Annotated in this window: 20 protein-coding genes; 7 read left to right on the top strand and 13 right to left on the bottom strand. The window is 69.9% G+C overall.

Annotated features, from left to right (window positions below):
• Nucleotides 1-35: 35 nt before the first annotated feature.
• Nucleotides 36-776 (bottom strand): glycine-rich domain-containing protein, encoded by a 741-nt coding sequence (locus QR77_RS42340; RefSeq protein WP_150130424.1) that lies wholly within the window; start codon nucleotides 774-776, stop codon nucleotides 36-38.
• A 135-nt stretch (nucleotides 777-911) separates the two neighbouring features.
• Nucleotides 912-2,132: an FAD-dependent monooxygenase gene (locus QR77_RS22255; RefSeq protein ID WP_173476335.1), complete on the bottom strand. Its 1,221-nt coding sequence runs from the start codon at nucleotides 2,130-2,132 to the stop codon at nucleotides 912-914.
• Between the two features lie 239 nt (nucleotides 2,133-2,371).
• Here QR77_RS22255 and QR77_RS48945 point away from each other — a divergent pair, with 239 nt between their 5' ends.
• Entirely contained in the window at nucleotides 2,372-3,043 is a 672-nt protein-coding gene (locus QR77_RS48945) for a hypothetical protein (RefSeq protein ID WP_236710771.1), read from the top strand.
• Between the two features lie 209 nt (nucleotides 3,044-3,252).
• Nucleotides 3,253-4,089 carry a hypothetical protein gene (locus tag QR77_RS42335; RefSeq protein ID WP_052488972.1) on the top strand — a complete coding sequence of 279 codons (837 nt, stop codon included), beginning with the start codon at nucleotides 3,253-3,255 and terminating at the stop codon, nucleotides 4,087-4,089.
• On the opposite strand, the gene QR77_RS22230 is transcribed toward QR77_RS42335, so the two are convergent.
• The 6 genes from QR77_RS22230 to QR77_RS22205 form a co-directional block, all read right to left on the bottom strand.
• Nucleotides 4,083-5,156, bottom strand: coding sequence for a serine hydrolase domain-containing protein (locus tag QR77_RS22230; protein ID WP_040023858.1), 1,074 nt, complete (start codon nucleotides 5,154-5,156; stop codon nucleotides 4,083-4,085). The two genes, QR77_RS42335 and QR77_RS22230, sit on opposite strands and share 7 nt — an antisense overlap.
• Entirely contained in the window at nucleotides 5,153-6,082 is a 930-nt protein-coding gene (locus tag QR77_RS22225; RefSeq protein ID WP_040023857.1) for a hypothetical protein, read from the bottom strand. The genes QR77_RS22230 and QR77_RS22225 overlap by 4 nt, the downstream gene beginning before the upstream one ends.
• Entirely contained in the window at nucleotides 6,079-7,080 is a 1,002-nt protein-coding gene (locus tag QR77_RS22220) for a hypothetical protein (protein ID WP_052488970.1), read from the bottom strand. Before QR77_RS22220 ends, QR77_RS22225 begins: the two co-directional genes overlap by 4 nt.
• The gene (locus QR77_RS22215) at nucleotides 7,077-7,781 is read right to left on the bottom strand and encodes a hypothetical protein (protein WP_040023856.1); all 705 of its coding nucleotides are present in this window, start codon (nucleotides 7,779-7,781) and stop codon (nucleotides 7,077-7,079) included. Before QR77_RS22215 ends, QR77_RS22220 begins: the two co-directional genes overlap by 4 nt.
• A 9-nt stretch (nucleotides 7,782-7,790) precedes the next feature.
• Nucleotides 7,791-7,970, bottom strand: a complete 180-nt coding sequence (locus QR77_RS22210; RefSeq protein ID WP_040023855.1) for a hypothetical protein — start codon at nucleotides 7,968-7,970, stop codon at nucleotides 7,791-7,793.
• Between the two features lie 188 nt (nucleotides 7,971-8,158).
• A complete protein-coding gene (locus QR77_RS22205; protein WP_150130423.1) occupies nucleotides 8,159-11,182 on the bottom strand; it encodes a hypothetical protein in 3,024 nt (1,007 codons plus the stop codon).
• Between the two features lie 465 nt (nucleotides 11,183-11,647).
• Here QR77_RS22205 and QR77_RS22200 point away from each other — a divergent pair, with 465 nt between their 5' ends.
• The 3 genes from QR77_RS22200 (at nucleotide 11,648) to QR77_RS22190 (ending at nucleotide 15,002) form a co-directional block, all read left to right on the top strand.
• Entirely contained in the window at nucleotides 11,648-12,988 is a 1,341-nt protein-coding gene (locus QR77_RS22200; RefSeq protein WP_236710769.1) for an ice-binding family protein, read from the top strand.
• A gap of 309 nt (nucleotides 12,989-13,297) precedes the next feature.
• Nucleotides 13,298-13,852 (top strand): DUF5819 family protein, encoded by a 555-nt coding sequence (locus QR77_RS22195; protein ID WP_347359788.1) that lies wholly within the window; start codon nucleotides 13,298-13,300, stop codon nucleotides 13,850-13,852.
• Nucleotides 13,842-15,002: an HTTM domain-containing protein gene (locus tag QR77_RS22190; RefSeq protein WP_078877008.1), complete on the top strand. Its 1,161-nt coding sequence runs from the start codon at nucleotides 13,842-13,844 to the stop codon at nucleotides 15,000-15,002. Before QR77_RS22195 ends, QR77_RS22190 begins: the two co-directional genes overlap by 11 nt.
• Here the strand turns inward: QR77_RS22190 and QR77_RS22185 are convergent.
• From QR77_RS22185 to QR77_RS22170, 4 genes are all read right to left on the bottom strand, one after another.
• The gene (locus tag QR77_RS22185) at nucleotides 14,991-15,389 is read right to left on the bottom strand and encodes a DUF393 domain-containing protein (RefSeq protein ID WP_040023852.1); all 399 of its coding nucleotides are present in this window, start codon (nucleotides 15,387-15,389) and stop codon (nucleotides 14,991-14,993) included. The genes QR77_RS22190 and QR77_RS22185 overlap by 12 nt on opposite strands.
• Before the next feature lie 102 nt (nucleotides 15,390-15,491).
• Complete coding sequence (locus tag QR77_RS48940) at nucleotides 15,492-16,517, bottom strand: hypothetical protein (RefSeq protein ID WP_063798065.1); 1,026 nt, start codon at nucleotides 16,515-16,517, stop codon at nucleotides 15,492-15,494.
• 326 nt (nucleotides 16,518-16,843) lie between these two features.
• Nucleotides 16,844-17,530, bottom strand: a complete 687-nt coding sequence (locus tag QR77_RS22175) for a response regulator transcription factor (protein WP_040023851.1) — start codon at nucleotides 17,528-17,530, stop codon at nucleotides 16,844-16,846.
• A gap of 11 nt (nucleotides 17,531-17,541) precedes the next feature.
• Nucleotides 17,542-18,750 (bottom strand): sensor histidine kinase, encoded by a 1,209-nt coding sequence (locus tag QR77_RS22170; RefSeq protein ID WP_078877006.1) that lies wholly within the window; start codon nucleotides 18,748-18,750, stop codon nucleotides 17,542-17,544.
• A gap of 130 nt (nucleotides 18,751-18,880) precedes the next feature.
• Between QR77_RS22170 and QR77_RS22165 the strand changes: the two genes are divergently transcribed.
• Nucleotides 18,881-19,801: an ATP-binding cassette domain-containing protein gene (locus tag QR77_RS22165; protein WP_040023849.1), complete on the top strand. Its 921-nt coding sequence runs from the start codon at nucleotides 18,881-18,883 to the stop codon at nucleotides 19,799-19,801.
• The gene (locus tag QR77_RS22160; RefSeq protein ID WP_040023848.1) at nucleotides 19,798-20,658 is read left to right on the top strand and encodes an ABC transporter permease; all 861 of its coding nucleotides are present in this window, start codon (nucleotides 19,798-19,800) and stop codon (nucleotides 20,656-20,658) included. The genes QR77_RS22165 and QR77_RS22160 overlap by 4 nt, the downstream gene beginning before the upstream one ends.
• A gap of 35 nt (nucleotides 20,659-20,693) precedes the next feature.
• Here QR77_RS22160 and QR77_RS22155 read toward each other — a convergent pair whose 3' ends face one another.
• Entirely contained in the window at nucleotides 20,694-21,281 is a 588-nt protein-coding gene (locus QR77_RS22155) for a TetR/AcrR family transcriptional regulator (RefSeq protein WP_040023847.1), read from the bottom strand.
• Between the last annotated feature and the right edge of the window lie 77 nt (nucleotides 21,282-21,358).

Raw genomic sequence — 21,358 nt, 5'->3', positions numbered from 1 at the left:
CGTGGCTGTTGGGGCCACGGCGGGGGTGGTGAGGGTCAGTTGGTTGCGGTGAGGAATTCGACGCGGGCGCAGCCGGGTCGGCCCGGGGTGGCGGCGCCGGAGGCGGAAAGGCTCCTGCCGCCCTTGCCGCCCTGGCCGGCGTTGGCGGGGCATCCGGCGGGCAGCGGGTGGGCGGCGGCTCCGCCGGCTCCACCGTTGCTGTTGGAGGTGCCGGGGCGTCCGGGAGTCCTGGTTCCGGTGTTGCTGTCGTAGCAACTGGTCTTGGGGTGGGTGCCGCTGCCGCCTGGGCCGCCCTTGCCGATCTGGGGTTTATCGATGGTTCCGGTGGCCTTTCCGCCGCCGCTGCCGCTGTCGGCATCGGCGTTGCCGCCCAGGCGGGAGAAGGTCGGCCGGCCTTTGCTGCCCGCCTTGTTCACCGCGCCGGGCGCGCCGCCCGCGCCGACGGAGAGGGTGAAGTACAGGGTCTCGGTGGTCGGTGTGTAGGTGCACTCGATCAGGGCGCCGCCGCCACCACCTCCGCCGGCCACCTCGTCGAGGGTGAACGGCATGATGCTCACGCCGCCTCCGCCGCCGCCGGCTCCGAGGAGGCTCACCCGCACCCGCTTGGTCCCGGCCGGCTGCACACACTCGACCCGCTTCGCGGTCGTCACGGTGAAGACCTTCGCGCACGCCGGCAACGCCGCCTGCGCGGGCCCGGCCGCCCCGAGCGGGGCCACCACCACACCGCCCGCCATCACCAGCACGCCCACCATCGCACGCGGGATGCGTGCACCCATGATCGCCTTCATCAAAGCCGCCTCTCCGAACCCCCCATACTCGTGTACGGAAAGTTATCAGACGGATACTTTGAGTAATGAGCGTTGGGCGGTGCGGTGGATGAAGAGCCCGGGCGGTGCGGCCCACTGGCCCCGCTACGCCCGCGAGCGGCCGTGCAGGGTTCGGGCGATCCTCGGGCCGAGCCAGCGCTTGAGCTTGCGCAGCGGTTCCAGGCGTTCGGCCGCCTTGTCGATGCCGTAGTACAACTGCGGCGGTACGTGCGGCAGTAGCGGGGAGTGGCGCTGGCCGAGCAGCGCGAACATCTGGGGCGGTGGGAGGCGCATGTAGCGCGGCAGGTTCTCGTACCAGCGGGCGCTGTAGCGGGCCGCGCTCTGGACGGAGAGGAGTGCGGACATCCGTTCGCGCTCGAAGCGGGCGAAGGCGGGCCGGAGTTCGGCACTCTCGCGCAGTGCGCCGACGAGGGAGATCGCGTCCTCCAGGGCGAGGGTGGTGCCGGCGCCGATGGAGTAGTGGGTGGTGTGTGCCGCGTCGCCGAGGAGGACAAGGTTGTCGCGGTACCACGTACGGTTCGTCAGCGTACGGAAGTTGAGCCACTGCGCTCTGCCGTCGGTGCCCGACCGCCCGATCAACGGGTGCCCGTCCAGCGGCTCGGCGAAGAGCTTCTCCAACAGGGCCAGGCTGTCGGCCTCGTTCGCCTCGCCGAGCCCGAGTCCCGTCCAGGTCGCCGGGGAGCACTCGACGATAAAGGTGCTCTGCTCCTCGCTGAACCCGTAGGCGTAGCACCAGATCCAGCCGTGGTCGGTCTCCACGAAGGCGAAGGTGAAGGAGTCGAAGACCTTGGTGGTGCCGAGCCAGATGTAGGTGTTACGGCCGACAGCGGCTGCGGTGCCGAAGTGATCGCCGTGGCGCTCGCGCAGCCCGCTGTTGACCCCGTCGCAGGCCACGATGAGGTCCACGTCCGGGAGTTCACCGGTGGTGTCGCCCGTACCGGCGGCGATCTCGTGCTCGTACTCGACACGCACACCGAGCGACCGGGCCCTGTCGGCGAGGATGTCGAGGAGCAGCCGGCGGCTGATGCCGAACCCCTCGTCCCCGTGGTGCACGGTCGTGAGGTCGCGGACGTGCGCGACCCCGTCGCTCCAGCGGATCGAGTTCTCGCTGATGGCGCGCGCGGATTCGGGGTCGTGCTCCTGGAGCTTCTCGATGAGACCGCCCCAGTACGTGACCCCCCAGCCGTACGTCGATCCGGCGGGGTTGCGCTCGTAGACCGTGATGTCGTGGGACGGGTCCTGTCGCTTCATCAGGATCGAGAAATACAGACCGGCGGGCCCGCCGCCGACACAGGCGACCTTCACAGGCACTCCCAATTATGACTAAAAGTGATCAATTGGGAACGAAGAGTAGCAGCCGAAGGTCACTGTCCAGCTCCCGCGCGACCGCGGCGCCGGTCGTGTCCCCGCGTCGTCCCCGCATCACCTCTCCGCTTTTCCTCCACTCTTTCATCACGACTCGGTCACTAACGGAACATGTACCTCACCTGTAGGCATCCCCGGCCGTACGGTCATCCCCTCACGAACCAGTCCTTGGGGGGACCATGAGCACCAATCAGCCACCGCCGGACCCGACCCGACCGCCCCAGCCGCAGTGGGGTCCGCCGCCCCAGCCGTTCGGGCCGCCGCCCACTCCCCCGACGCCGGGACGTCGTCCCGGGTGGGCGCGGAAACGGATCGTCATCCCTGCGGCGGTCGTCCTGTTCTTCGTCGGCGTCGGCATCGGCGGCGCCGGAAGCGATGGCGGGACGGCATCAGCGGCCGACGCCAAAGCGGCCCCGACCGTCACCGCGACAGCGACCGTCACGGCGAAGCCCGCCGCCGCGGCGGCCGGCAAGACCAAGCCTGCGCCCACAGTGACCGTCACGAAGACGGCTGCCGCCAAGGCGAAGCCCAAGCCGAAGGCCAAGCCCAAGGTGGACGAAGCACCCGAGGGCAAAGCCGTCTTCAAGGTCTGGGGCTCGGCGCCGTCCGGCGCTGACATCACCTACGGCTCCGACGGGGAGAACCTCGAAGGTTCCCGCCCGCCCATGACCAAAACCCTGTCCATCAAGGATGACGCCCTGTACTACCAGATCACCGCGCAGCTCAAGGGCGGCGGAGACATCCAGTGCTCCGTCACCATCGACGGCAAGACGAAGAGCGGGCACGCCAAGGGCGGTTACAACATCTGTAGCGCCCAGTTGAACGGCGACTTCTTCGGCGGCTTCAGCTAGGCCGCGACGTCCTCGGCGGCTTCGGCTGGGGCGCGACGTCCTCGGCGGCTTCGGCTGGGGCGCGACGTCTTCGGCGGCCCCGGCTGGGCCCGTACCCGTACAGCGAGGCACCGCCCAACGCCTTCACACCGGATGCGGGCATGTTGCGCCTCCGTCACGGATTCGGCTTCGGGCGGGCAGGTGGGGGGCGTTGTCGGGATCATGGGCGGGTGGTGATCGCTGAACTCGTCCTCAAGTACATCCAGGCCCTGGCCTGGCCCCTGGTGACGCTCGGCCTCGCATGGGTTCTGCGCGGTCAGATACGGGGTGCCTTCGCGCGGATGACGCGACTGGAGACTCCGGCCGGGGCCATCGACTTCGCGGCGGAGGTGCGGGAGGTGCTCGTCCAGGCCGACGCCGCCGCCGGCGTGGCGGGGAGCGGCGGGCCGCCCTTCTCCGTGGGCTCGGGAAACCCGTATGCGTCCGTGGGCGAGCCCTCGTACGGAGGGTACGGGAGTACGGGCGGCGACGGCAGGCCGCAGCCCCCGTACGAGGAGGCGCCGGGCGGGGGCAGCCCGCAGCCACAGCCCGCCCAGCCCGAGACGCAGCCACGCGGGGGCGGCGCCCCGCCGGTTCCGCCCCCGTACGGGCGCCCGGGCCCGCTGGCCCCGGCTCCGGACGAGTACCCCATCCCCGCTCCGTACCCCTACCCGTCACCTCGGCCGGTCTTCGGCGGGCTGCGGGAGGCGCGTGAGCTGGTGTCGCTCTCTCCCGCCCGGGCCGTGATCAGCGCGTGGAACACCCTCAACGACTTCTGTGTCGAAGTGATCCTGCGACGCTCGGGAGGCCGTCCGGTGTCTCCGAGAGGTACGGAAATCGCGGACGCGCTCAAGGCGGCCGGGCTGTCACGGGAGAGCGTCGCCGTCCTCGGTCGGCTGACGCGCCTGCGCAATCGCGCGGCGCACGACGCCGACACCGTCACCGCCCGGGCCGCTTTGGACTTCCTCGACACGTGTCAGAAAATGGCCGACCTCGTCTCGGAGGAGTTGCTCAGCCCCGCCTACTGACCGTCGTCCGTCAGCAGGTCGTACGCCGCCGGGATCAGTGTCGAACGGAGAGTGTGCCGGCGCGTCGCCAGGGCCACCAACGCCGTCCTGGTCGACGGGCGGTAGCCGATGAACAGGTGCTGTCCGCAGGTGGCGCCGTTGTGGAACAGGGCCGCGCCGTTGTCCGTACGGTGCCGGAACCACGTCAGTGTGTGTTCCTCCCGTCGCCCTCGCCGCCCTCGCGCCAGCAGCGGCGCCTGCACCGCGCGCAACGCCCCCGCCGCCGGTGTGTCGTCCGGGCGCAGGTGCGCCTCGACGTAGGTGAGCAGGTCGTCCGGGGTGGAGTGGATGCCGCCGGCCGCCGCCCAGCCCCCGACGTCCCAGGCCGGAAGGGGCGCGCCGCCCCGGCGGTGGCCCGTCGCCTGGGGGAGGCCGGGGTCGGGGCCGATGCCGGTTCCGCGCAGGTTGAGCGGGGCGAGCACGTAGCGGTCGAGCAGTTCGGCGAACGGTGTCGCTGTGGCGCGCTCCAGGGCGGGGGCCAGCAGCCCCACTCCGAAGTTGGAGTAGTTCCAGTGGGTGCCGGGAGCGCGCCGGGGGTCGCTGTGCGCGAAGGCGTCCACCATGCGTCGACGGCCGTACAGGGCATAGGGGTTGACGCTCCAGCGAGGTAGCGCCCGCGGGTAGAAGTCGTACGGCAGGCGCGGCAGGCCGGAGGTGTGGGTGATCAGATGCAGCAGTGTGATCCGGTCGCGGTGGGACCGGCCCCGGTGGGGCCCGTACGGTGTCGGCGGGAGGCCCAGCAGTTCGTACACCAGGTCCTCGTTGCGCACCTTGCCCTGCTCCACCAGGGCGGCGAGCAGGAGTCCGGTGAAGGTCTTGGAGACGGACCCTGCCTCGTACTGCATACGGGCACGTGGCGCGTCGGCGGCCGTGAGTGCCCGGCTGCCGCCCGTACACACGGTGCGTTCGCCGTCCCGTGAGTACGCGATCACCACATCGGGGGCGTCGATCGACTCCGCCATCGCCCGCAGCCGGCTGTGGAGCGCCGCATGGTCGTGGGACCTGGGCGCCCGGGTCGGCGAGGTCATGTCGCCGGGGTGAGGGCGGACATGGCCCGGGACGTGCCCAGCACCGCGGCGAACGCGGCGACCAGGGTCGGGTGGTAGTGCAGGTCGAAGGTCTCCCAACGGTCGTCGCCCAGCGGGGCGTCCGCCCGGTCCGGTACGAGTCCGTCCGGCCGCTGCGCCTCGGCGAACCGCCGCCATACGCTCTCGTCCAGCCCCGGTTCGGGCAGGCACGCGTCGACGACGAGGAGTTCACCGAGCAGGTCCCAGTTCCCGATCTCGGCCCAGTCGTCCATCCAGACCGGCAGCCACAGGGCGAGGTAATCGGCGATGTCCGGGGGCAGTTGGTCCGGCTTCTCGCCCCAGTCGGTGAGGTGGTAGACGGTGTGCGTGATGTCGTAACCGATGTGCTGTCCCACCGTCCAGGGCTCCGGTGTCCGGCCGAGCCAGGTGTCGCGCAGCACCCGGCCGGTGTCGGCCTCGGGGTCCGGTCCTGCCAGTCCGGCGCGGGCCTGCACCCGTACGAGACCCAGCCTGCGCACCACATGTGCGTCCGCCGGCCAACTGCTCAGCCGGGTGGAGAGGTTGAGGGTGCTTTCGAGCGCGGGGCACTGGTAGCCGAGTTCCTTGAACGGTACGTAGATCTCCAGCGGTACGGGTGAGAGTGGCTCCTCGCGCTGCATCCGGGCCAGCACCATCCCGCTCTCCAGCAGGTCCTGCCATACGAAGTCCAGCAACCGGCGCGTGCGGTCCGCCTGTTGGGAACCGGCGACGCCTTCGCGGAAGAGCACCTTGCCGATGAGAGCGATTTCGCCGATCGGCTTGAGCCGTTCCTTCGCCTCGTAGTCGGAGGTGTCAGGATCCCGGCGCGCGCGGAACCCCTCGCGGTTGACGTACAGCCAGTCCAGGGCCTTGGCGCCCACCTCGTGCATGAGCCGGGTGTCGGTCATGCGATGTCCTCGCTCTCCGCCGTGTTCGATGCGCCCACCGTCGCCATTGGCAATACCTGCGTACCGTCGCCGAGCCGCGCCGCCGTCAGGGACCCGGCGAAAGCCATGACCAGGGTGGAGTGGTACCTGTTCCGGAAGGAATCCTCCGCAGCCGCGTCGGCCATGTCGGCCATGTCGGCCGTCTCGGCCGTGCCGACCAGGTGACCCGCCTCCGGCAGCGCCCCCGACGGCTCCTGCGCCAGCGCCAACGCGGCCCACGCCTCGGTGAGTTCAAGTGGCCGGGGCAGGCCGGCCGCGACCGCGAGCAGTTCGCCCGACAGGTCCCACTGCTCTTCCTCCAGGCAGCAGTCCAGCCAGGCCGGCAACCACAGTTCGAGGTAGTCGCACACATCGTCGGGCATCCGCCCCGGGTCGCCGCCCCAGTCGGTGACATGGAAGACGTAGTGGGTCAGCGCGTAACCGGAGAGCACCTCGAACATCCACGGTTCGGGCCGGTGGCCGAGCCACGACTCCCGCATGGCGGACTCGACATCCGTACGGGGCGCGATCCCCAGGGCGCGTTGCCCGGCGAGTACCGCCAACTCCCGGGTGGGTTCGAGTTCGAGTGCCGCCCAGGCGCGGGTGCCGGAGAGGAAACGCGTCAACTCCTCGAACTCCGCGTGGTGCAGACCCGCGCCGGGGAACGCCGCGTAGACCTCCAGCGGGTAGCTGGCCTGCGGCTCGGCGCGCGACGCCTCGTACAGCACCTCCCCCGCCCGGAGTTCACTCCACGCGAAGTCCACCAGCCCGGAGGCCAGTTGGTACGTACGGCCGCCGGGCGGGCTCGCCCGCCGGATCGACAGGCCGAGCCGCGCGAGTTCGCCCAGCGGTTTGAGTGTCATGTTGTGGTTGCCCGCGTCGGAGAAGTCGGCCGGCAGCCGGAAGTGCGGCAGGTGTTCATGCAGCCAGGTGAGCGAGCGGACCGTCACTCCCTGGAGCAGGTCGGGGTACGTCGTCACGCCCGGCCGTCCCGGATCGGCGGCCGCGCGGCGCGCAGCCGTACGGCGATACGCGGGTCGTCGCCCGCCACATGTCCGATCCAGGCCAGTCCGGCGTCCAGCCCCAACGAATCCGGCACTCCGGGCAACTGGACGAGCCACCGTCCCACCCCGGCCGCCTGCTGCCAGTCCTGTCGGCGTACGGCCCGTACGAAGCCCCGCGCGAGGTCGACCGGGCGCACCGCGAACGCGGCGGACAGTACGGAGGGCGCTCCCGGGTCGGCGAGCGCGGCGAGTTGACCGGCCCGGTGCGAGAGCGCCTGCCACGAGAGCGTCGACACCCAGCTCGCGTCGGGTTCCCCGGTGGGTGTGAGCCCGCGCGGATCGCCGCCCACCCGTTCCAGGGCGCGCCCGAGACCCCAGTGACTCCACACGCTCACCGGCGGGGAAGCGGGGCCGGGCGGGAAGCCGCGAACCGCCCGCTCGACCAGGGCGAGATCCGCCGAGGACGGCGACATTCCGGCCAGCAGGCAGGGAGCGAGTACGTCGGCGCCCAGCACCCGTACCGCCGCCGTGGCCACAGGATCCTCGGGGTCCACCATCGACTCACCCGACAGATCGAAGCGATCGCCCCCGCCCGCGAGGGCGGAGGCGACCGCTTGCGCGTACTGCTGCACGACATCCGCGAGGCGGGCCGTGGCATCCGTGTGTTGCGCGGACACGCGGGTTCGTCAGCTCTTCTTGGGCTTCGGCGACGGCGGCGCCAGAAGAACGGCCCCCGCGAAGAGCAGCAGGGCCGCGCACTCTGTGGTGTTACGGAAGGAACCGTCGGGCTCTGCCGTCTCCAGCATGGCCTCGACCTGGGTCGCGAGTTCCGCTTCGGTGATCTGCCTGGACTGCGCCTTCAACATGGAATCATCCCCTTTAGGGAGTCAGCGTGTTTTGTCGGGCCATTCGAGTAGAGCCCGCCCCTACGCACCCCGCAAATCGTCTCCGCCAATCGGGTGACGCCGGGACCCACTCCCCCGGCCCCGGCCCCACGCCCCCGGCCCCACGCCCTCGGGCCCCGGCCCCCGGGGGCCCGGCCTCCCGGCGGCCCCTATCTCCCTTCGAGCCGCTGCCAGAAGGTGTCGACTCCCGCCCTCGTCCCGTCGTTGCCCATGATCGTGGCGGTGTTGCACTTCAGCCGCAGCCGGAGTTTGCGCTCACCGCTCGCGGAGAAGCGTTCGATGGCGGCGAGGCCTGCCGTGTCGAGTTCCGTGACGAACCTTCGCCACGCGGCCTGGCCGTAGGCCTGCGTCCACTTCAGCCGGTTGTCGTCCGGCTGGTAGCCCGTCCCCCGGAGTACGACGGAGTACTCGGCGCGGCTCGCCAGGGTGGTCAGGAAATGATGCGCGGCCTGCACATCGAGACTTGGCGCCGACTCGCCCTGGAGATCCGCGTCGGCGACCTCGGCACCGTGTTTCCGCAGCGCTTCCAGGATGCGGTCCTTGCGCTCCAGAAGCGCGCTGGGAAGGAGGAGTTGAGTGAGATCCGCGTGGCGGACACCGTGCAGCCCCGACAGGTCGGGGGGCACCTGGTGTGTCTCGATCTTCTTGATCTTGGTGGACTTCAGATTCAACTGCCAGCCCGAGGCCGAGGGAAGTACCAGCGAGGACAGCTCGCAGCCGACCATGCGTGCGCCTTCGAGCGGGACGTGGCTGAGGTCCAGCTCGTCCGAGAAAACGGCATCCACGATATCGGCGGCGGGCATCCGGCCCGTGGTACGGATGATGGCGGCCCACAGGGCCCCCAAGTTCGTTGCCGCGACGGTCGATCGCATCTCGTGTCCCATGCCTTCGGCGCTCGGCTGGAAGCCGGCGATCGCGTCGGCGGTACGCGCGGCTCCCGCCGCGTCCACCACGCCGGCCACCGTCGCAGCCCGCCAGTGCGACTGCTTCAGCATGCCCAGGAACAGCCGGCGCTCTCCGCTGACGAGGTAATGGCTCGCTGCGCCGGCGAGGAACTGGTCGAAGAACAGCTCGTGCTGGAAGCGGAATCGGGAGGTGAACGCATCGCCCTTGGCCGCTGCCAGTCCGCACAGCACCGGCAGCCGCTGTTTCAGCCCGCGCCGCGCCGCCAGCTCCTGTTCTATGGCGAACTCCGCCGCTGTTTCCAGCTCGGTTATGTCGGCCTCCCGTTCGTCGCTGTCCGCCATGAACTCGGCGAGAACTTCGAAGGTGCGCCGCAATTCCGTACGGTTGAGGAGAACCGTGTCCCCCTGACCGGTCCCCAACTTCCCTTCCTCGCGCGCCACATACTGACTCAGAAGCCGCTCCGTCAGCGAGGCGTCCCGGGAGAAATCACCCTGGCCCGGATTCCGCACCGTCTCCACGAACACCCGGGCGAAGAACGGAAGTCCCAGCAACTCGCGGTCGTACTCGGACAGTCGGGTCAGGCTGTCCGTGGAGACGCCGTACTCGTCGAGGAACGAGGTGACGTCGTCGGACGACCAGCGCTGCACCTCGGCGATACGGTGCCGTACGGACGGCAGGCCCTGCTCGTTCGCGCGCGCGACGCTTGAACGGTACTGACCCATGTAGTACGAGGAGCGGGCCGACACCACGACCACTCCGCGTCCGCCGAGGTCGTTGAGCCAGGGACGCAAGGATCCGATGGCGTCGCTGTAGCCGACGCCGCCGAGCAGTTCGTCGAACCCGTCTATGAGGAGTGTCATCAGCCCGTTCCTGCACAGCGCCTTTACCCCCGCGTCGGTCAGGTTCCTGGTGGAGGCGACCGCACCCGACACAACGGTGGGCAGGCTGTCGAGCACCTGGCCGGTGGAGCGGACATAGAGGAACAGCGGCAGACCGGACACGTCCTCGTCCCCCGCGGACTGCTCGACGGTCCTGGCGCGGGATTTCGCCGCTTCGACCATCGCGCGGGTTTTCCCGATACCGGCCTCGCCGTTGATGAAGACCACTTGGGTCTGTCCCCGGTTGGCCTGGAGATACTCGTCCACGCGGTCGATGAGATCGGAGAAGGAGCAGTCCAGCGAGTTACTGCCGTCCATGTCCGAGACAATGACCCGTGCCATACGTGTGGTGCCCCGCTGTCCCGGCGCCCAGCCCAGGGACTCGCGTTCTTCGGTGGCGAGCCGGGCTTCGGTCTTTTCCAGTGTCTGGCGAAGACGGGTGGCGACAACGGGCCAGTTGGCCAGCCGCCGTAAATAGGTGGAGTACGGAACCCAGCCGGATTCGGCTTCCCATTCGCGGGTGTTGTCGGGCCCGAGGCGGAAATAGTCCCTGCGCGGCTCCGTACCGGATCCTTCGCCGGTCGCTTTCTTCCAGTAGTACTCGAAGCCCTGTTCATGTTCGGAGTAGAGAGGATCGGAGTCCTCATCGGCGAAGCCTTCGAGATCCAGGCGTACGTCGTTGATGAAATCTCTGAGCGTCGGGCCGCTCGATCTTGCCTTCAGCAGGGTGTTCAGGGCGGCCGAGATCGCTTCGTCGGAAGGGCTGGTCCTGACAAGCTCGGCGCCGAAACTCAGAAAGACGGGGCGATCCTGCCGGCTGAAATTTGAGTACATGTGCCAGGCGCTGTCGGCCGTTACGTACATGAACGGCCACAGGCACACCTCTTCCTCTTCCCAGACGAAGGAGGGCCACAGCTCGGGGGCGTCGGTGTCGCTGTCCGCGATTCTCAGACCGGCGTCGGAAAGGCAGTCGGTGATCGCCGCGGATATCGCCCGCACCAGCGCGTCCATCGTGGCCGCCACATCGTGTCCGGTGGGCAGCGGTCCGCCATGGCTGATGTGGTCACGCAGGCGCTTGACGTCCCGCAGTCCCAGGGGCGCGGTGGGGACTCCCTTGTCGTAGAGGTTCAGCACCTCGTCGACGGCCTGTGCCACCCGAGCGGCAGGCAGCCCGGCGCAGGCGCCCAGTTGCTGCCGCGCGGCGCGCAGGATGCCGATCCACTCGCCGAGGCCGGGTGAACGGCCGACGGCGGCGACCGACGACCCTCCGGACCGCATGGTGGCCGCCGACAGGAGGGCCAGGAAGCGCACTTCGAAATCCAGCACGGAGAAGCCCTCATGGACACTCCTGGCCGGACCTTCGGGCGCCGCCGGATAAGAATCTTCCATGCGGCGGAACACCGCAGCAGGTGTATCAGTCACCCGATCCTCCAACGTTGTCGCGCCATAGGCAGCGACACGAACAGTAGCGACAATGTGCTTCGGTGGAGGGTCGATTGACCGCCCGGCCTGATGGCGGCGGGAATGACGGGGCGTCGGCAACAGTCCTAACGATCATCAGCCCCCGCCGCGCGGGCCGGCCGGAGCCCGGAGATCACGTCGGGCGGAACTTCGAGATCATGCTATTTGCACGCAATGCTACTAGGAATGGTTCTCCGAATTCCCTCTAATGCTTCATTTCCTGGCCGTATCCATTTGCGTTATAGGCCTTCGACAGGCGCACCTGTTCCCTGCCCCCGAACCGCAGTCCTTCCCCCGTCGAGGCAACGTCCTACAGGAGCTGGCTTTCGTATGAGACCGCTTATTTCGCGCGCGCCATCGCGTCGCGCGATTCCCACCTGGATCGCTGGGGTGATGGCCCCACTGGTCGCTGCGGCGATCGTGGCGATGACGTCGACCCAGGCGATCGCCATTGCCACCCCCGTTCCTTTGGGTACGGCTGACAGTTTCGCCGTACTCGCCGGCGAGGAGATCACCAATACCGGCCCTTCGGTCATCACCGGGGACGTCGGGGTGAGCCCCGGTACGTCCATCACCGGATTCCCGCCCGGCCTCGTGAACGGCGTGCAGCACTCCGCCGACGCCGTCGCCCTCCAGGCCAAGTCCGACCTGGTCGCCGCGTTCAACAACGCCGCCGGACAGGCCACCGACGCTGCCCTCCCGCCGGACGCCGGCGGGCTCACACTCGTACCCGGCGTCTACACCGCGTCCTCGACGCTCGGACTCACCGGCACGCTCACCCTGGACGCCGGTGGCAACCCCAACGCGGTCTGGGTCTTCCAGGTGGGTTCGGGACTGACGACGGCCTCCGCGAGCCGCGTGGCGCTGATCAACGGCGCGCAGCCGTGCAACGTGTTCTGGGAGATCGGCAGTTCGGCGACGCTGGGCACCAACTCCGTCTTCGTGGGCAACATCCTCGCCCTGACCTCGATCAGCGTCACGACCGGCGCGAGCATCGACGGGCGGGCGCTGGCCCGTAACGGCTCCGTGACGCTGGACAACAACCGCATCAGCAGGGCCACGTGCTCCACCACCACAACGGGTGGCACCACCACGGGTACGACCACAGGAACCACGACCGGCACGACCACCGGCACGACCACGGGGACCACGACCGGCACCACCGGCGGCGTGCTCGGTGGAGTGCTCGGCGGCGTCCTGACCGGCGGGACCACGGGCGGGACCACCAACGGCGGCGTGCTGGGCGGTGTGCTCGGCGGCGTCCTGACCGGCGGCACGATCGGCGGAGCGCCCGGCGGTGCCGTCGGCGGAAACACGTCCGGCAACATCGCGGGCAACACCACCGGCGGAAACGCCACGATGGGCAACACCACCGGCGGGAACATCTCCGGCGGGAACGTCACGGGTGGCAACGTCACCGGTGGGAACGGTGGCAAGCCGCCGCACGGCGGGAAGCCGCCCCACGGCCACAAGCCCGGAAAGCCGCACGACCACGGCCAGGGCGGCGGCCACGACCACCAGGGCGACCATGGCGAGCACGGCGGCCACGGCGGACACGGTGACCAGGGCGAGCACGGCGGATACGGCGGCGACCAGGGCGAGCACGGTGGCCACGGAGACCAGGGCGACCAGGGCGAGCAAGGTGGCCACGGAGACCAGGGCGGCTACGGCGGCTACGGCGACAACCAGGGCTACGGCGACCAGCCCGAGGAGCACAGCCGCTCCGCGCGCTGAGTAACCCGTACGGGCCGCAAGGCTGCGGCCTCCCGTACGACGGCGCGCGGCGGACCTCCCAGAACCTCATGGGCCCCGCCGCGCGCCGCCGTCGATCAGCACACAACAGCGGAAAGACAGGGTGGGGCGGTGCCGGGCGGAATTGAATCAGCGGACGTGGTGGAGTACCGGCGGACCGGCGTCGAGCCTGTCCCGGGGCGGCATCCTCAGGGAGCGGAACCGCCCACCGGTAGATCCAGGAGCACCCGCGCGGTCAGAGCGGGAGTGCGTTCGGTCGTCGTCCTGTGCCTGGCGACGGCCCTGATCCATGTGAGTTTCGTATTTCTGCACGTCGCTCCCCCCAATGCCATCTCGCAGCGGTACAACAAACAGATCACGGCCTGGGTCTACCCGCTCTTCGAGCAGAACTGGCGGCTCTTCGCCCCGGACCCCGACTCCGTCAACCGTCAGATCTCGGCGAGAACCGCGCACACCGCCCCGGACGGGTCCGTCCAGGTCAGTGAGTGGTTCGACCTGACTGCGATGGACAACTCCGCGGTGCGGCACAACGTGTTCCCGAGTCACACCACGCAGAACCTGCTGCGCCGGGCCTGGACGTCGTACCTCGAACAGTACGGAGGAAACGACGAGCCGCACTCGGCGCGGGCCGTGATGATGCAGCGGTATCTCCGCAACATCGCGGTGGACCGGATGACGGCCCACAACGGCCGCCGCCCGTTCGAGTCCATTCAGCTACGGGTGATCACATTCCCCGTCCCCGCACCCGGCGCCCCGGGAGCCGGCCGCCCAGCTCCGTCCGGGGCGCCGACGCCCACCGAGAACCGGCTGCTTCCCTGGTGGAAGGTGAACTCCGATGGCAACTGAACAGCTCCCCGCCACGACGCCCACACGTCAGCGGTCCACCTGCGGACGCCTCCAACTCAAAGCCTCTGCGCGGTGGTTGCTCGGCCGGTTCAGGTACCTGGCCACGCTCCTGACCGAGCGGCCGGTCTCGTTGTACGCGGCCGCTGTGCTGCGCATCGGGTACGGCGCTCTCTATCTGGGCTTCCTGCTAAGGGAGTTCCCGCACCGCGACGAGATCTGGGGCCCCGGTTCGCCGTGGACGCCGGAGCTGGCGAAGGAACTCTTCGGGCAGACGGGCTGGGCCAGCGTCCTGACGCTGTCCGACAACAGGGCCTACTTCGAGGCCTGTTACGCGATGACGCTGGTCACATGCGCGCTGTTCATGCTCGGCTGGCGGACCCGCCTGGTGTCCGTGCTCTTCGCCGTCATGGTGGCGTCGTTCCACGCCAGGGCGATCTTCATGACCGACGGCGGCGACAACCTCATCCTCCTCATGGCGGTCTACCTGCTCTTCACCGCCTGTGGCAGACGCTGGTCCCTGGACGCACGCCGGTCCCGCCGCCGGGCACCGTCGAACGGCGAGCCGGTGGCCACGGATGCCGGCCGCCCGAAGCTTCGGGCCGAACTCGGCGACGCACGCCGGACCTTGACGACCGTGCTGCACAACTGCGCGATGTTCGTCATCGCGGCTCAGGTCTGTTTCCTCTACGGATCCGCCGGACTGTACAAGGTGCAGGGCGGCACCTGGGGCAACGGAACGGCCCTGCACTATGTCCTCAACCTGCACCTGTTCCGGCCCTGGCCCGCGCTGTCCCAACTGGCCGACGAGCACACCGTACTGATCGCCGTCGCCGGCTACCTGGCGGTGCTGCTCCAAGTCGCCTTCCCCTTCACCCTCTTCGGCAAGTTGAAGTACCCCGTGCTGACGATGCTGCTCGGCATGCATCTCGGGATCGCGGTGCTCATGGGACTGCCACTCTTCTCCGGCGCGATGATCGTCGCCGACGCCGTGTTCCTTCCGGACCGCTTCTACCGGTATCCGGCGGCACAGTGGCGGAAGTGGTCCTCCGGTGGGGCCGAAGCCCCAGCGGGAGCCGGGGCAGAGGGCGCGGTCGTGTCCGTACCCCGCCAGTCCCAGCCGGACGGACTGGCGTCGGGCTCACGTAGCTGACGGTGGCCGCCGGTCGGCCGCGGGCAGCGCGCAGGCCGGCGTACCGCCGGGCATACGCTCGCGGTTGTTCGCCACCAGCCGGTACACACCATGCGCCACCCACCGCAGCGGCGGCAGGCTGAGCAGTGCCCCCAGCACGGCCCAGCCCCTGCCCGCGCTCAGCAGAAGGCGCGCGACGGCCTGGGCCCCGCCGTCGATCGTGCCGATCGGAGTGACCCACAACAGCTCGTACTCGGCGCGCTGCTGGGTCGTCCCCAGTGCGTCCAGATCCGCGAACTGCCACGGACTGATCTCACAACGGGGGCGCACGCGCCGCTCGATGAAGTGCACCGCAGTCGTGCAGAACGCGCAGTCACCGTCGTAGACGAGCACAGGTCGGGATTTCATGCCCCCATCCTGCGGCGGGCCCGGCGGATTGGTTCACCCGACACCCCGACACCCCGGCCGCCACGCGGAGCTGCCTCGCCGCCTCGCCGTTGTACGCACGGATCATCCAGCCACCCCCACCGCGTCGACTCCCTCCGCGACGACCGATCGGAAGGCGGCGGCGCGGGCCTCGGCCGCGCGGGCGCTGACCTTGTCGGGCGGCAGCGACCCCGGCCGCCGAGGCGGCACGACCTCGCCCCGGCACGGGCCGCACTCGCCTCCCTCCAGCGCTTCCGGCCGCCCGGGAACACCGCATTTGGCGCACTCCAGGATCCGCAGCGGCGAGCGCGCGACGCGCGTGGTGCCCAAGGTCGCGGGGACGGGCGGGAGCTTGCTGACTAGCCGGTTACGGAGGAGCCCGGCGGGGTGGTGCACGGGCGAGGGCAGGCCGTCGGTGAGGGCACACAGGAGGATCTCCTCGGTGGCACCCCGCTCCAACCACGTTGCGGCCAGGGGTTCCAGGGCCGCGCAGTCGCTCGCCGACAGGGAGACGGCGGGGTTCCTTCGGCCGACGGCGGCGAGCACCTCGAAAGCGGCGGAACGCACCGGGCGATCCACCGGAACGGACACGGGAACGGGTACGGGAACGGGTACGGGAACGGGTACGAGGTCCTCGGGCTCATCCGGCGGATCCTCGGGCTCGACGTCCGGTACGCCGCCGGGCGCCGCGCCTCCACCCTCACCCGCCTCCACCACCTCACCGGCGACGAACGCGCCCCACCAGTCACCGTCACGTGCCGTACGCGAGAACCACGTCCGGGTGACCCACCGCGCACCGGTCGGCTGGACCAGATGCTCGACTCCCCGCCGCAGATGCCCGGCCCGCTGAAGGGCGTTCAGAGCGGTCCGCAGCGCGCACTGCCCGTACGGCATCACCTTGGCCAGGCCTTTGACCGAGATGTCCGTACCGTCGGGAAGCCGGTCGATGAACGCGGCGACGGCGGCCTCACGGGCCGGAAGATGCGCGAAGTCCTGCGCGGTGGGGCGCACTCGGCCGGGTGTCGAACGCTTGCCGTAACCGGGCCTGGCCATCGGATACGGAGTTACGTGCGCCGTGCGCGGGGCAGCATTAAACTGGCTGTCAGCCATAGGGATCGCTTCTTTCGATCTCGTTGGTAGGCCCCTTCCGATGTTCCAGCATCGGTTGGGGCTGTTTTGCGTCTAGGGGGCACGCTAAACCGTCGCAACCCTGCGTGGCAAGCCGGTCACAAAAAGTCAACAACCGGGGTGGGTAGGGCGGGTGGAACACCAGCCCAACCACTCCGTCAAAGCAGCGCTCGCACCTCGCGGCTTGAGCCCCGGGCAACCCCGCAATCCACGGATCCCCAGGTCAGAGACGCACCCGCCACACAAGACCCGCCGCGTCGACGCCCGACCCCCGAAGCTCACCACCCGAGCCCCGAGCCCGGCGGCGCTCACCGGGGTGGCAGTGTGACCAGGCCCGACTCGTAGGCGGTGATGACGAGTTGGACCCGGTCGCGCGCGCCCAGTTTGGTGAAGAGGCGGGACACGTGTGACTTGGCGGTGGCCACCGTGATGAAGAGATCCGCCGCGATCTCCGTGTTCGACCGGCCGCGGCCGACCAGGGTCAGCACTTCCCGTTCCCGCTCGGTGATGCCCTCGACCGGCCGTGGCGATCGCCGCCGGGAACCCTCAGGAGTGGTCTCCGGGCGCCGGGCGAAGTCCGCGATCAGGCGGCGTGTCACACCCGGCGCGATCAGCGCGTCCCCGGCGGCCACCACGCGGATCGCGGCCAGGATGTCGTCCAGCGCCATGTCCTTCACCACGAAGCCGCTCGCGCCCGCCCGCAGCGCGCCGTACACGTGGTCGTCCTCGTCGAAGGTGGTCAGGACGAGGACGCGGGTCGTCGCCGGGCCGGCCGTGATCAGGCGGGTGGCCTCGATCCCGTCCATGCCGGGCATCCGGATGTCCATCACCACGACGTCGGGGCTGATGTCCGCGACCAGTTGGACCGCCTCGGCGCCGTTGGCGGCCTCGCCGACGACCTCCAGGTCGGGGTGGTCGGCCATGATCACGCGCAGTCCGGACCGGACGAGCGGCTGGTCGTCGGCGAGGAGAACGCGTACGGGACCGCCGGTCATCGGGTCACCGGTCATCGGGCCACCCCCGGGACCTCTACGGGTACGGGCAGCGGCAGCCGCGCCTCGACCCGGAAGCCGCCCTCGGGGCGCGGCCCTGCGCTGAGTCGGCCGTGGAGCAGCCCCGCCCGCTCCCGCATGCCGACGATGCCGAAACCGTGGGCGGACGACTCATGGGCCGAGCCGTTCCCGCCTGCGACACCGCACCCGTCGTCCTCCACCTCCACGGTCAGCTCCTCGTCCCCGTACTCGATGGCCACCCGGCAACTCCCGGTGCCCGCATGGCGCACCACGTTCGTCAGCGCCTCCTGCACGATACGGAAGGCTGACAGGTCGATGTCGGCGGGCAGCGGGCGCCGCTCCCCGCCGGTGCGTACGTCGGCACGCACCCCCGCGTCCGCGGTCGCCGCCACCAGCCGTTCGAGGTCCGCCAGCCCCGGCGTGGGCGCGAGCGGTGCCGGCCCGGAGACCGGATCCGAGGCGGCCTGGCGGAGCGCCACCAGGGTGCGCCGAAGACCCGACAGAGTTTCCCTGCTGGTGGATTCGATGGCTCGCAGTGCCTTTCGGGCCTCCTCGGGCTGCGTCTCGATCACCCTGCTCCCCACCCCGGCCTGGATGGCGACAATGCCGATGCTGTGCGCGACCATGTCGTGCAACTCCCGCGCGATTCGCAGCCGTTCGGCGGTCACCGCCTCGGCCACCGCCTGCGTACGAAGCGCCACCGCGTGCTCGCGGCGCTCGCGGCTCAGCAGACCGACCAGGCAGGAAGCGGCCAGCGCCAACAGGAAGATCACGAGGTCGACGACCAGGTTGTCCCCGGTCGAGAAGCCGCCGATCACACCGAATTGCAGCGCGAACGACACGGCGACAGCGACGATCGAGGCGCGCCGCGTGCAGGTCGCGACGATGAGGCCCAGGACGAGGTCCACCGCCAGGTACGCCAGGAACCGGCCCTGAAACGGCGCCCTCATGCTCGCGTTGAACGGGTCGGGGCTGAGCAGAACCACGGCGGTGGACCCGAACAGTGTCATGGCGAGAGCCAGCAGTGGCCGCCGTCGCACCACACCGTAGAGCAGGCTCAGGGCCAGCAGCGACGCGACGGCGCGGACCGTGCCCGAGACCTGCCTCGTACCACCCACCAGGAGAACCACCACAAGGAGGTACAGCACACCGCCCGCCCAGGCGGCGGTCCTCGTTCGCGTCATCGGCGGTCTGGCATCCATGCCGCGAGAGTAACCAGCCGCCGCCCGGGCGGCATCGGCCCGGGGATGTACGCCCCCGGGCTGACCGGGCCGCGCGATTGCCGCCCACGGCCCCATGTCCGTAAGGCATCCTCCCGGCAGTGTTGCCGTTGTGATCGAAGTCAGCGAACTCACCAAACGCTACGGCGGCAAGACCGCTGTCGACCATCTGTCCTTCACCGTGCGGCCCGGCCAGGTCACCGGGTTCCTCGGCCCCAACGGAGCCGGCAAGACCACCACCCTGCGCATGATCCTCGGCCTGGACACACCCACCGGTGGCGCCGCCACCGTCAGCGGCGTCCCCTTCCGCGACCACCGACGCGGACTGCGGCACGTCGGCGCCCTCCTCGACGCCAACCAGGTGCACGGCGGACGCAGCGCCGCCGCCCACCTGTCCGCGCTCGCCCGCAGCAACGGCCTCCCGCAGCGCAGGGTGGCCGAGGTGTTGAGCGAAGTGGGGCTGGCCGAGGCGGCGAACCGCCGTATCGGCGGGTTCTCGCTCGGCATGAAGCAGCGGCTCGGAATCGCCACCGCCCTGCTCGGCGACCCGCCTGTGCTGATGTTCGACGAGCCGATCAACGGGATGGACCCGGAGGGGGTGCTGTGGGTGCGCCGCCTGTTCCGGCGGCTGGCCGCCGAGGGCCGTACGGTCTTCCTCTCCAGCCACCTGATGTCGGAGATGGAGAACACCGCCGATCAGCTCGTTGTCATCGGCCGGGGCCGGCTCATCGCCGCCGAGTCCGTACGGGAGTTCGCCGGGCGCGGCACCCGTATCGGGGTCGTGGTCGGCACACCGCAGGCCGCCGAGCTGGCAGCGGTGCTGACCGCGGCGGGAGCCTCGGTCGAGCCGGAAGGCTCACCGGGCACCGAGAGGCTCGCCGTGACCGGGCTACCGGCCGACCGGATCGGAGCGCTCGCCCTCGACCACCGGATCGTGCTGCACGAGCTGACCACCCGGCCCGCCTCACTGGAGGAAGCGTTCATGGAACTCACCGCCGACAGCGTCGAATACCTGGCAGGACAGCCGCGATGACGACACCCGTACCCACACCCGCAGCCACCCTCGTACCCACACTCGCCACCGCTCCGGCCGCCGCCCGTTTCGGTGACTTGCTCGCCGCCGAGTGGATCAAGATACGGTCGCTGCGCTCCACACCGTGGACGATCGCGGTCACCATCCTGTTCGTGATCGGATCAGCCGCCGTGTCGGCGCTGGCGTACAACGAGAACCTCGCCGACGCCGGGCCCGGCGCCCAAGGGCCCAACGGTTTCCTGCCGTTCGACGCCTTTCCGCCCGCCGGATACACGGCGCTGATGCTCGTCGCCGGCAGCATCGGCGCCGTCGCCGTCGTGAGCGAGTACAGCAGCGGCCTGATCCGGGCGACCACCGTGGCCGTGCCTGCCCGGGGTTCGGTGGTCCTGGCCAAGGCCGTCGTCGTCGCCGCGCTCTGGACCGTGGTCGGGGCGGTCATATCCATCGGTTCCTTCTTCGTCTCCCAAGCCGTCCTCGACGCGACGAACTCCGGGGTCCCGATCGGCTACCCCGGAGTGTTCAGGGCGCTGGTGGCGTCCGCGCTGCTGGCCCCGGTCTGCGCACTGACCGGCCTGGGCCTCGGCGTCCTGATCCGGCACAGCGCCACCTCCATGGTGACCAGCGCCTTCACCCTGCTGATGCTGCCGACGCTCTTCTCGCCCAGCAGGCGCTGGTCGGCCGACCTCAACCACGCGATGGTGTCCACCGCTTGGAGGCGCCTGGTCCAGAACTGGGGAGCGATGCCCGGATCCCACACGTTCACCGCCACGGTCCCCGGGTCCTGGACCGTGTACGTGCTCTGGCCGCTGGTCGCGGTCGCGCTCGCGGTGGTCGTCGTACGGCGCCGCGACGTGTGACACGTGGTGGCGGTGGGGACCTGTGAACGTACCGCTCAGCGGAAGCCGTCACGCGTAATGCTCATGGCCTGGCGGATCAGGTCCACGAAGTTCTGCTCGCCTCCGTCGTCCACCGCGGCCTGTCCGACCACGCGGAGGACGGCGAGGAAGGTCGCCGCGAGTACCTGCGCCCGCACCGGATTGTCCAGGCCGGTGACGGGGAGCCGCTGCTCGATCGCTTCAGCGAGGTCCTGCTCGCCGGCCGCGTAGGTGGCGACCAACTCCTGGAGCAGCGCGGGGTGCAGGCGCAGGGCGCGGTAGTACTTCTCGTCCCACGGATCAGCGGCGCGTTCGGCCGCGTACTGCTCGGCGGCTCCGATGAGCGCCGTCTTCAGGGACTCCCGCTCGGGACGGGCGCGGATCAGCTCGACCAGCCGGGCGGTACGCGACCTGTCCCCGTGCAGCAGCGCCTGCTCCTTGCTGGCGAAGTAGTTGGAGAACGTACGCCGGGACACGGTCGCGGCATCGGCGATGGCCTCGACCGTGAGGTTCTCGACCCCGTGCTCGGCGGCGAGCTGCACGGCGGCAGCGTGCAGCGCCTGGCGGGTCGCCGCCTTCTTGCGTTCGCGCAGGCCGGTAGTCATCGCGGATGAGGATACGCGAGAACGCGCCATTTGCCCATTGGGCAAACTTGCGCACTGGGAAAGATTCTGTGAAGCTG

Source organism: Streptomyces sp. 150FB, from assembly GCF_000818195.1.
GTDB lineage: Bacteria > Actinomycetota > Actinomycetes > Streptomycetales > Streptomycetaceae > Streptomyces.
Note: the sequence above shows the minus strand (reverse complement) of the source record. Positions and strands in the feature narration are given on the sequence as shown.

Excerpts from the sequence above, each read along its gene's own strand:
- QR77_RS42340 (WP_150130424.1), bottom strand. The coding sequence starts at position 776 with ATGGGTGCACGCATCCCGCGTGCGATGGTGGGCGTGCTGGTGATGGCG.
- QR77_RS48945 (WP_236710771.1), top strand. The coding sequence starts at position 2,372 with ATGAGCACCAATCAGCCACCGCCGGACCCGACCCGACCGCCCCAGCCG.
- QR77_RS22230 (WP_040023858.1), bottom strand. The coding sequence starts at position 5,156 with ATGACCTCGCCGACCCGGGCGCCCAGGTCCCACGACCATGCGGCGCTC.
- QR77_RS22225 (WP_040023857.1), bottom strand. The coding sequence starts at position 6,082 with ATGACCGACACCCGGCTCATGCACGAGGTGGGCGCCAAGGCCCTGGAC.
- QR77_RS22210 (WP_040023855.1), bottom strand. The coding sequence starts at position 7,970 with ATGTTGAAGGCGCAGTCCAGGCAGATCACCGAAGCGGAACTCGCGACC.
- QR77_RS22205 (WP_150130423.1), bottom strand. The coding sequence starts at position 11,182 with ATGGAAGATTCTTATCCGGCGGCGCCCGAAGGTCCGGCCAGGAGTGTC.
- QR77_RS22200 (WP_236710769.1), top strand. The coding sequence starts at position 11,648 with ATGGCCCCACTGGTCGCTGCGGCGATCGTGGCGATGACGTCGACCCAG.
- QR77_RS22190 (WP_078877008.1), top strand. The coding sequence starts at position 13,842 with ATGGCAACTGAACAGCTCCCCGCCACGACGCCCACACGTCAGCGGTCC.
- QR77_RS22185 (WP_040023852.1), bottom strand. The coding sequence starts at position 15,389 with ATGAAATCCCGACCTGTGCTCGTCTACGACGGTGACTGCGCGTTCTGC.
- QR77_RS48940 (WP_063798065.1), bottom strand. The coding sequence starts at position 16,517 with ATGGCTGACAGCCAGTTTAATGCTGCCCCGCGCACGGCGCACGTAACT.
- QR77_RS22175 (WP_040023851.1), bottom strand. The coding sequence starts at position 17,530 with ATGACCGGCGGTCCCGTACGCGTTCTCCTCGCCGACGACCAGCCGCTC.
- QR77_RS22170 (WP_078877006.1), bottom strand. The coding sequence starts at position 18,750 with ATGGATGCCAGACCGCCGATGACGCGAACGAGGACCGCCGCCTGGGCG.
- QR77_RS22160 (WP_040023848.1), top strand. The coding sequence starts at position 19,798 with ATGACGACACCCGTACCCACACCCGCAGCCACCCTCGTACCCACACTC.
- QR77_RS22155 (WP_040023847.1), bottom strand. The coding sequence starts at position 21,281 with ATGACTACCGGCCTGCGCGAACGCAAGAAGGCGGCGACCCGCCAGGCG.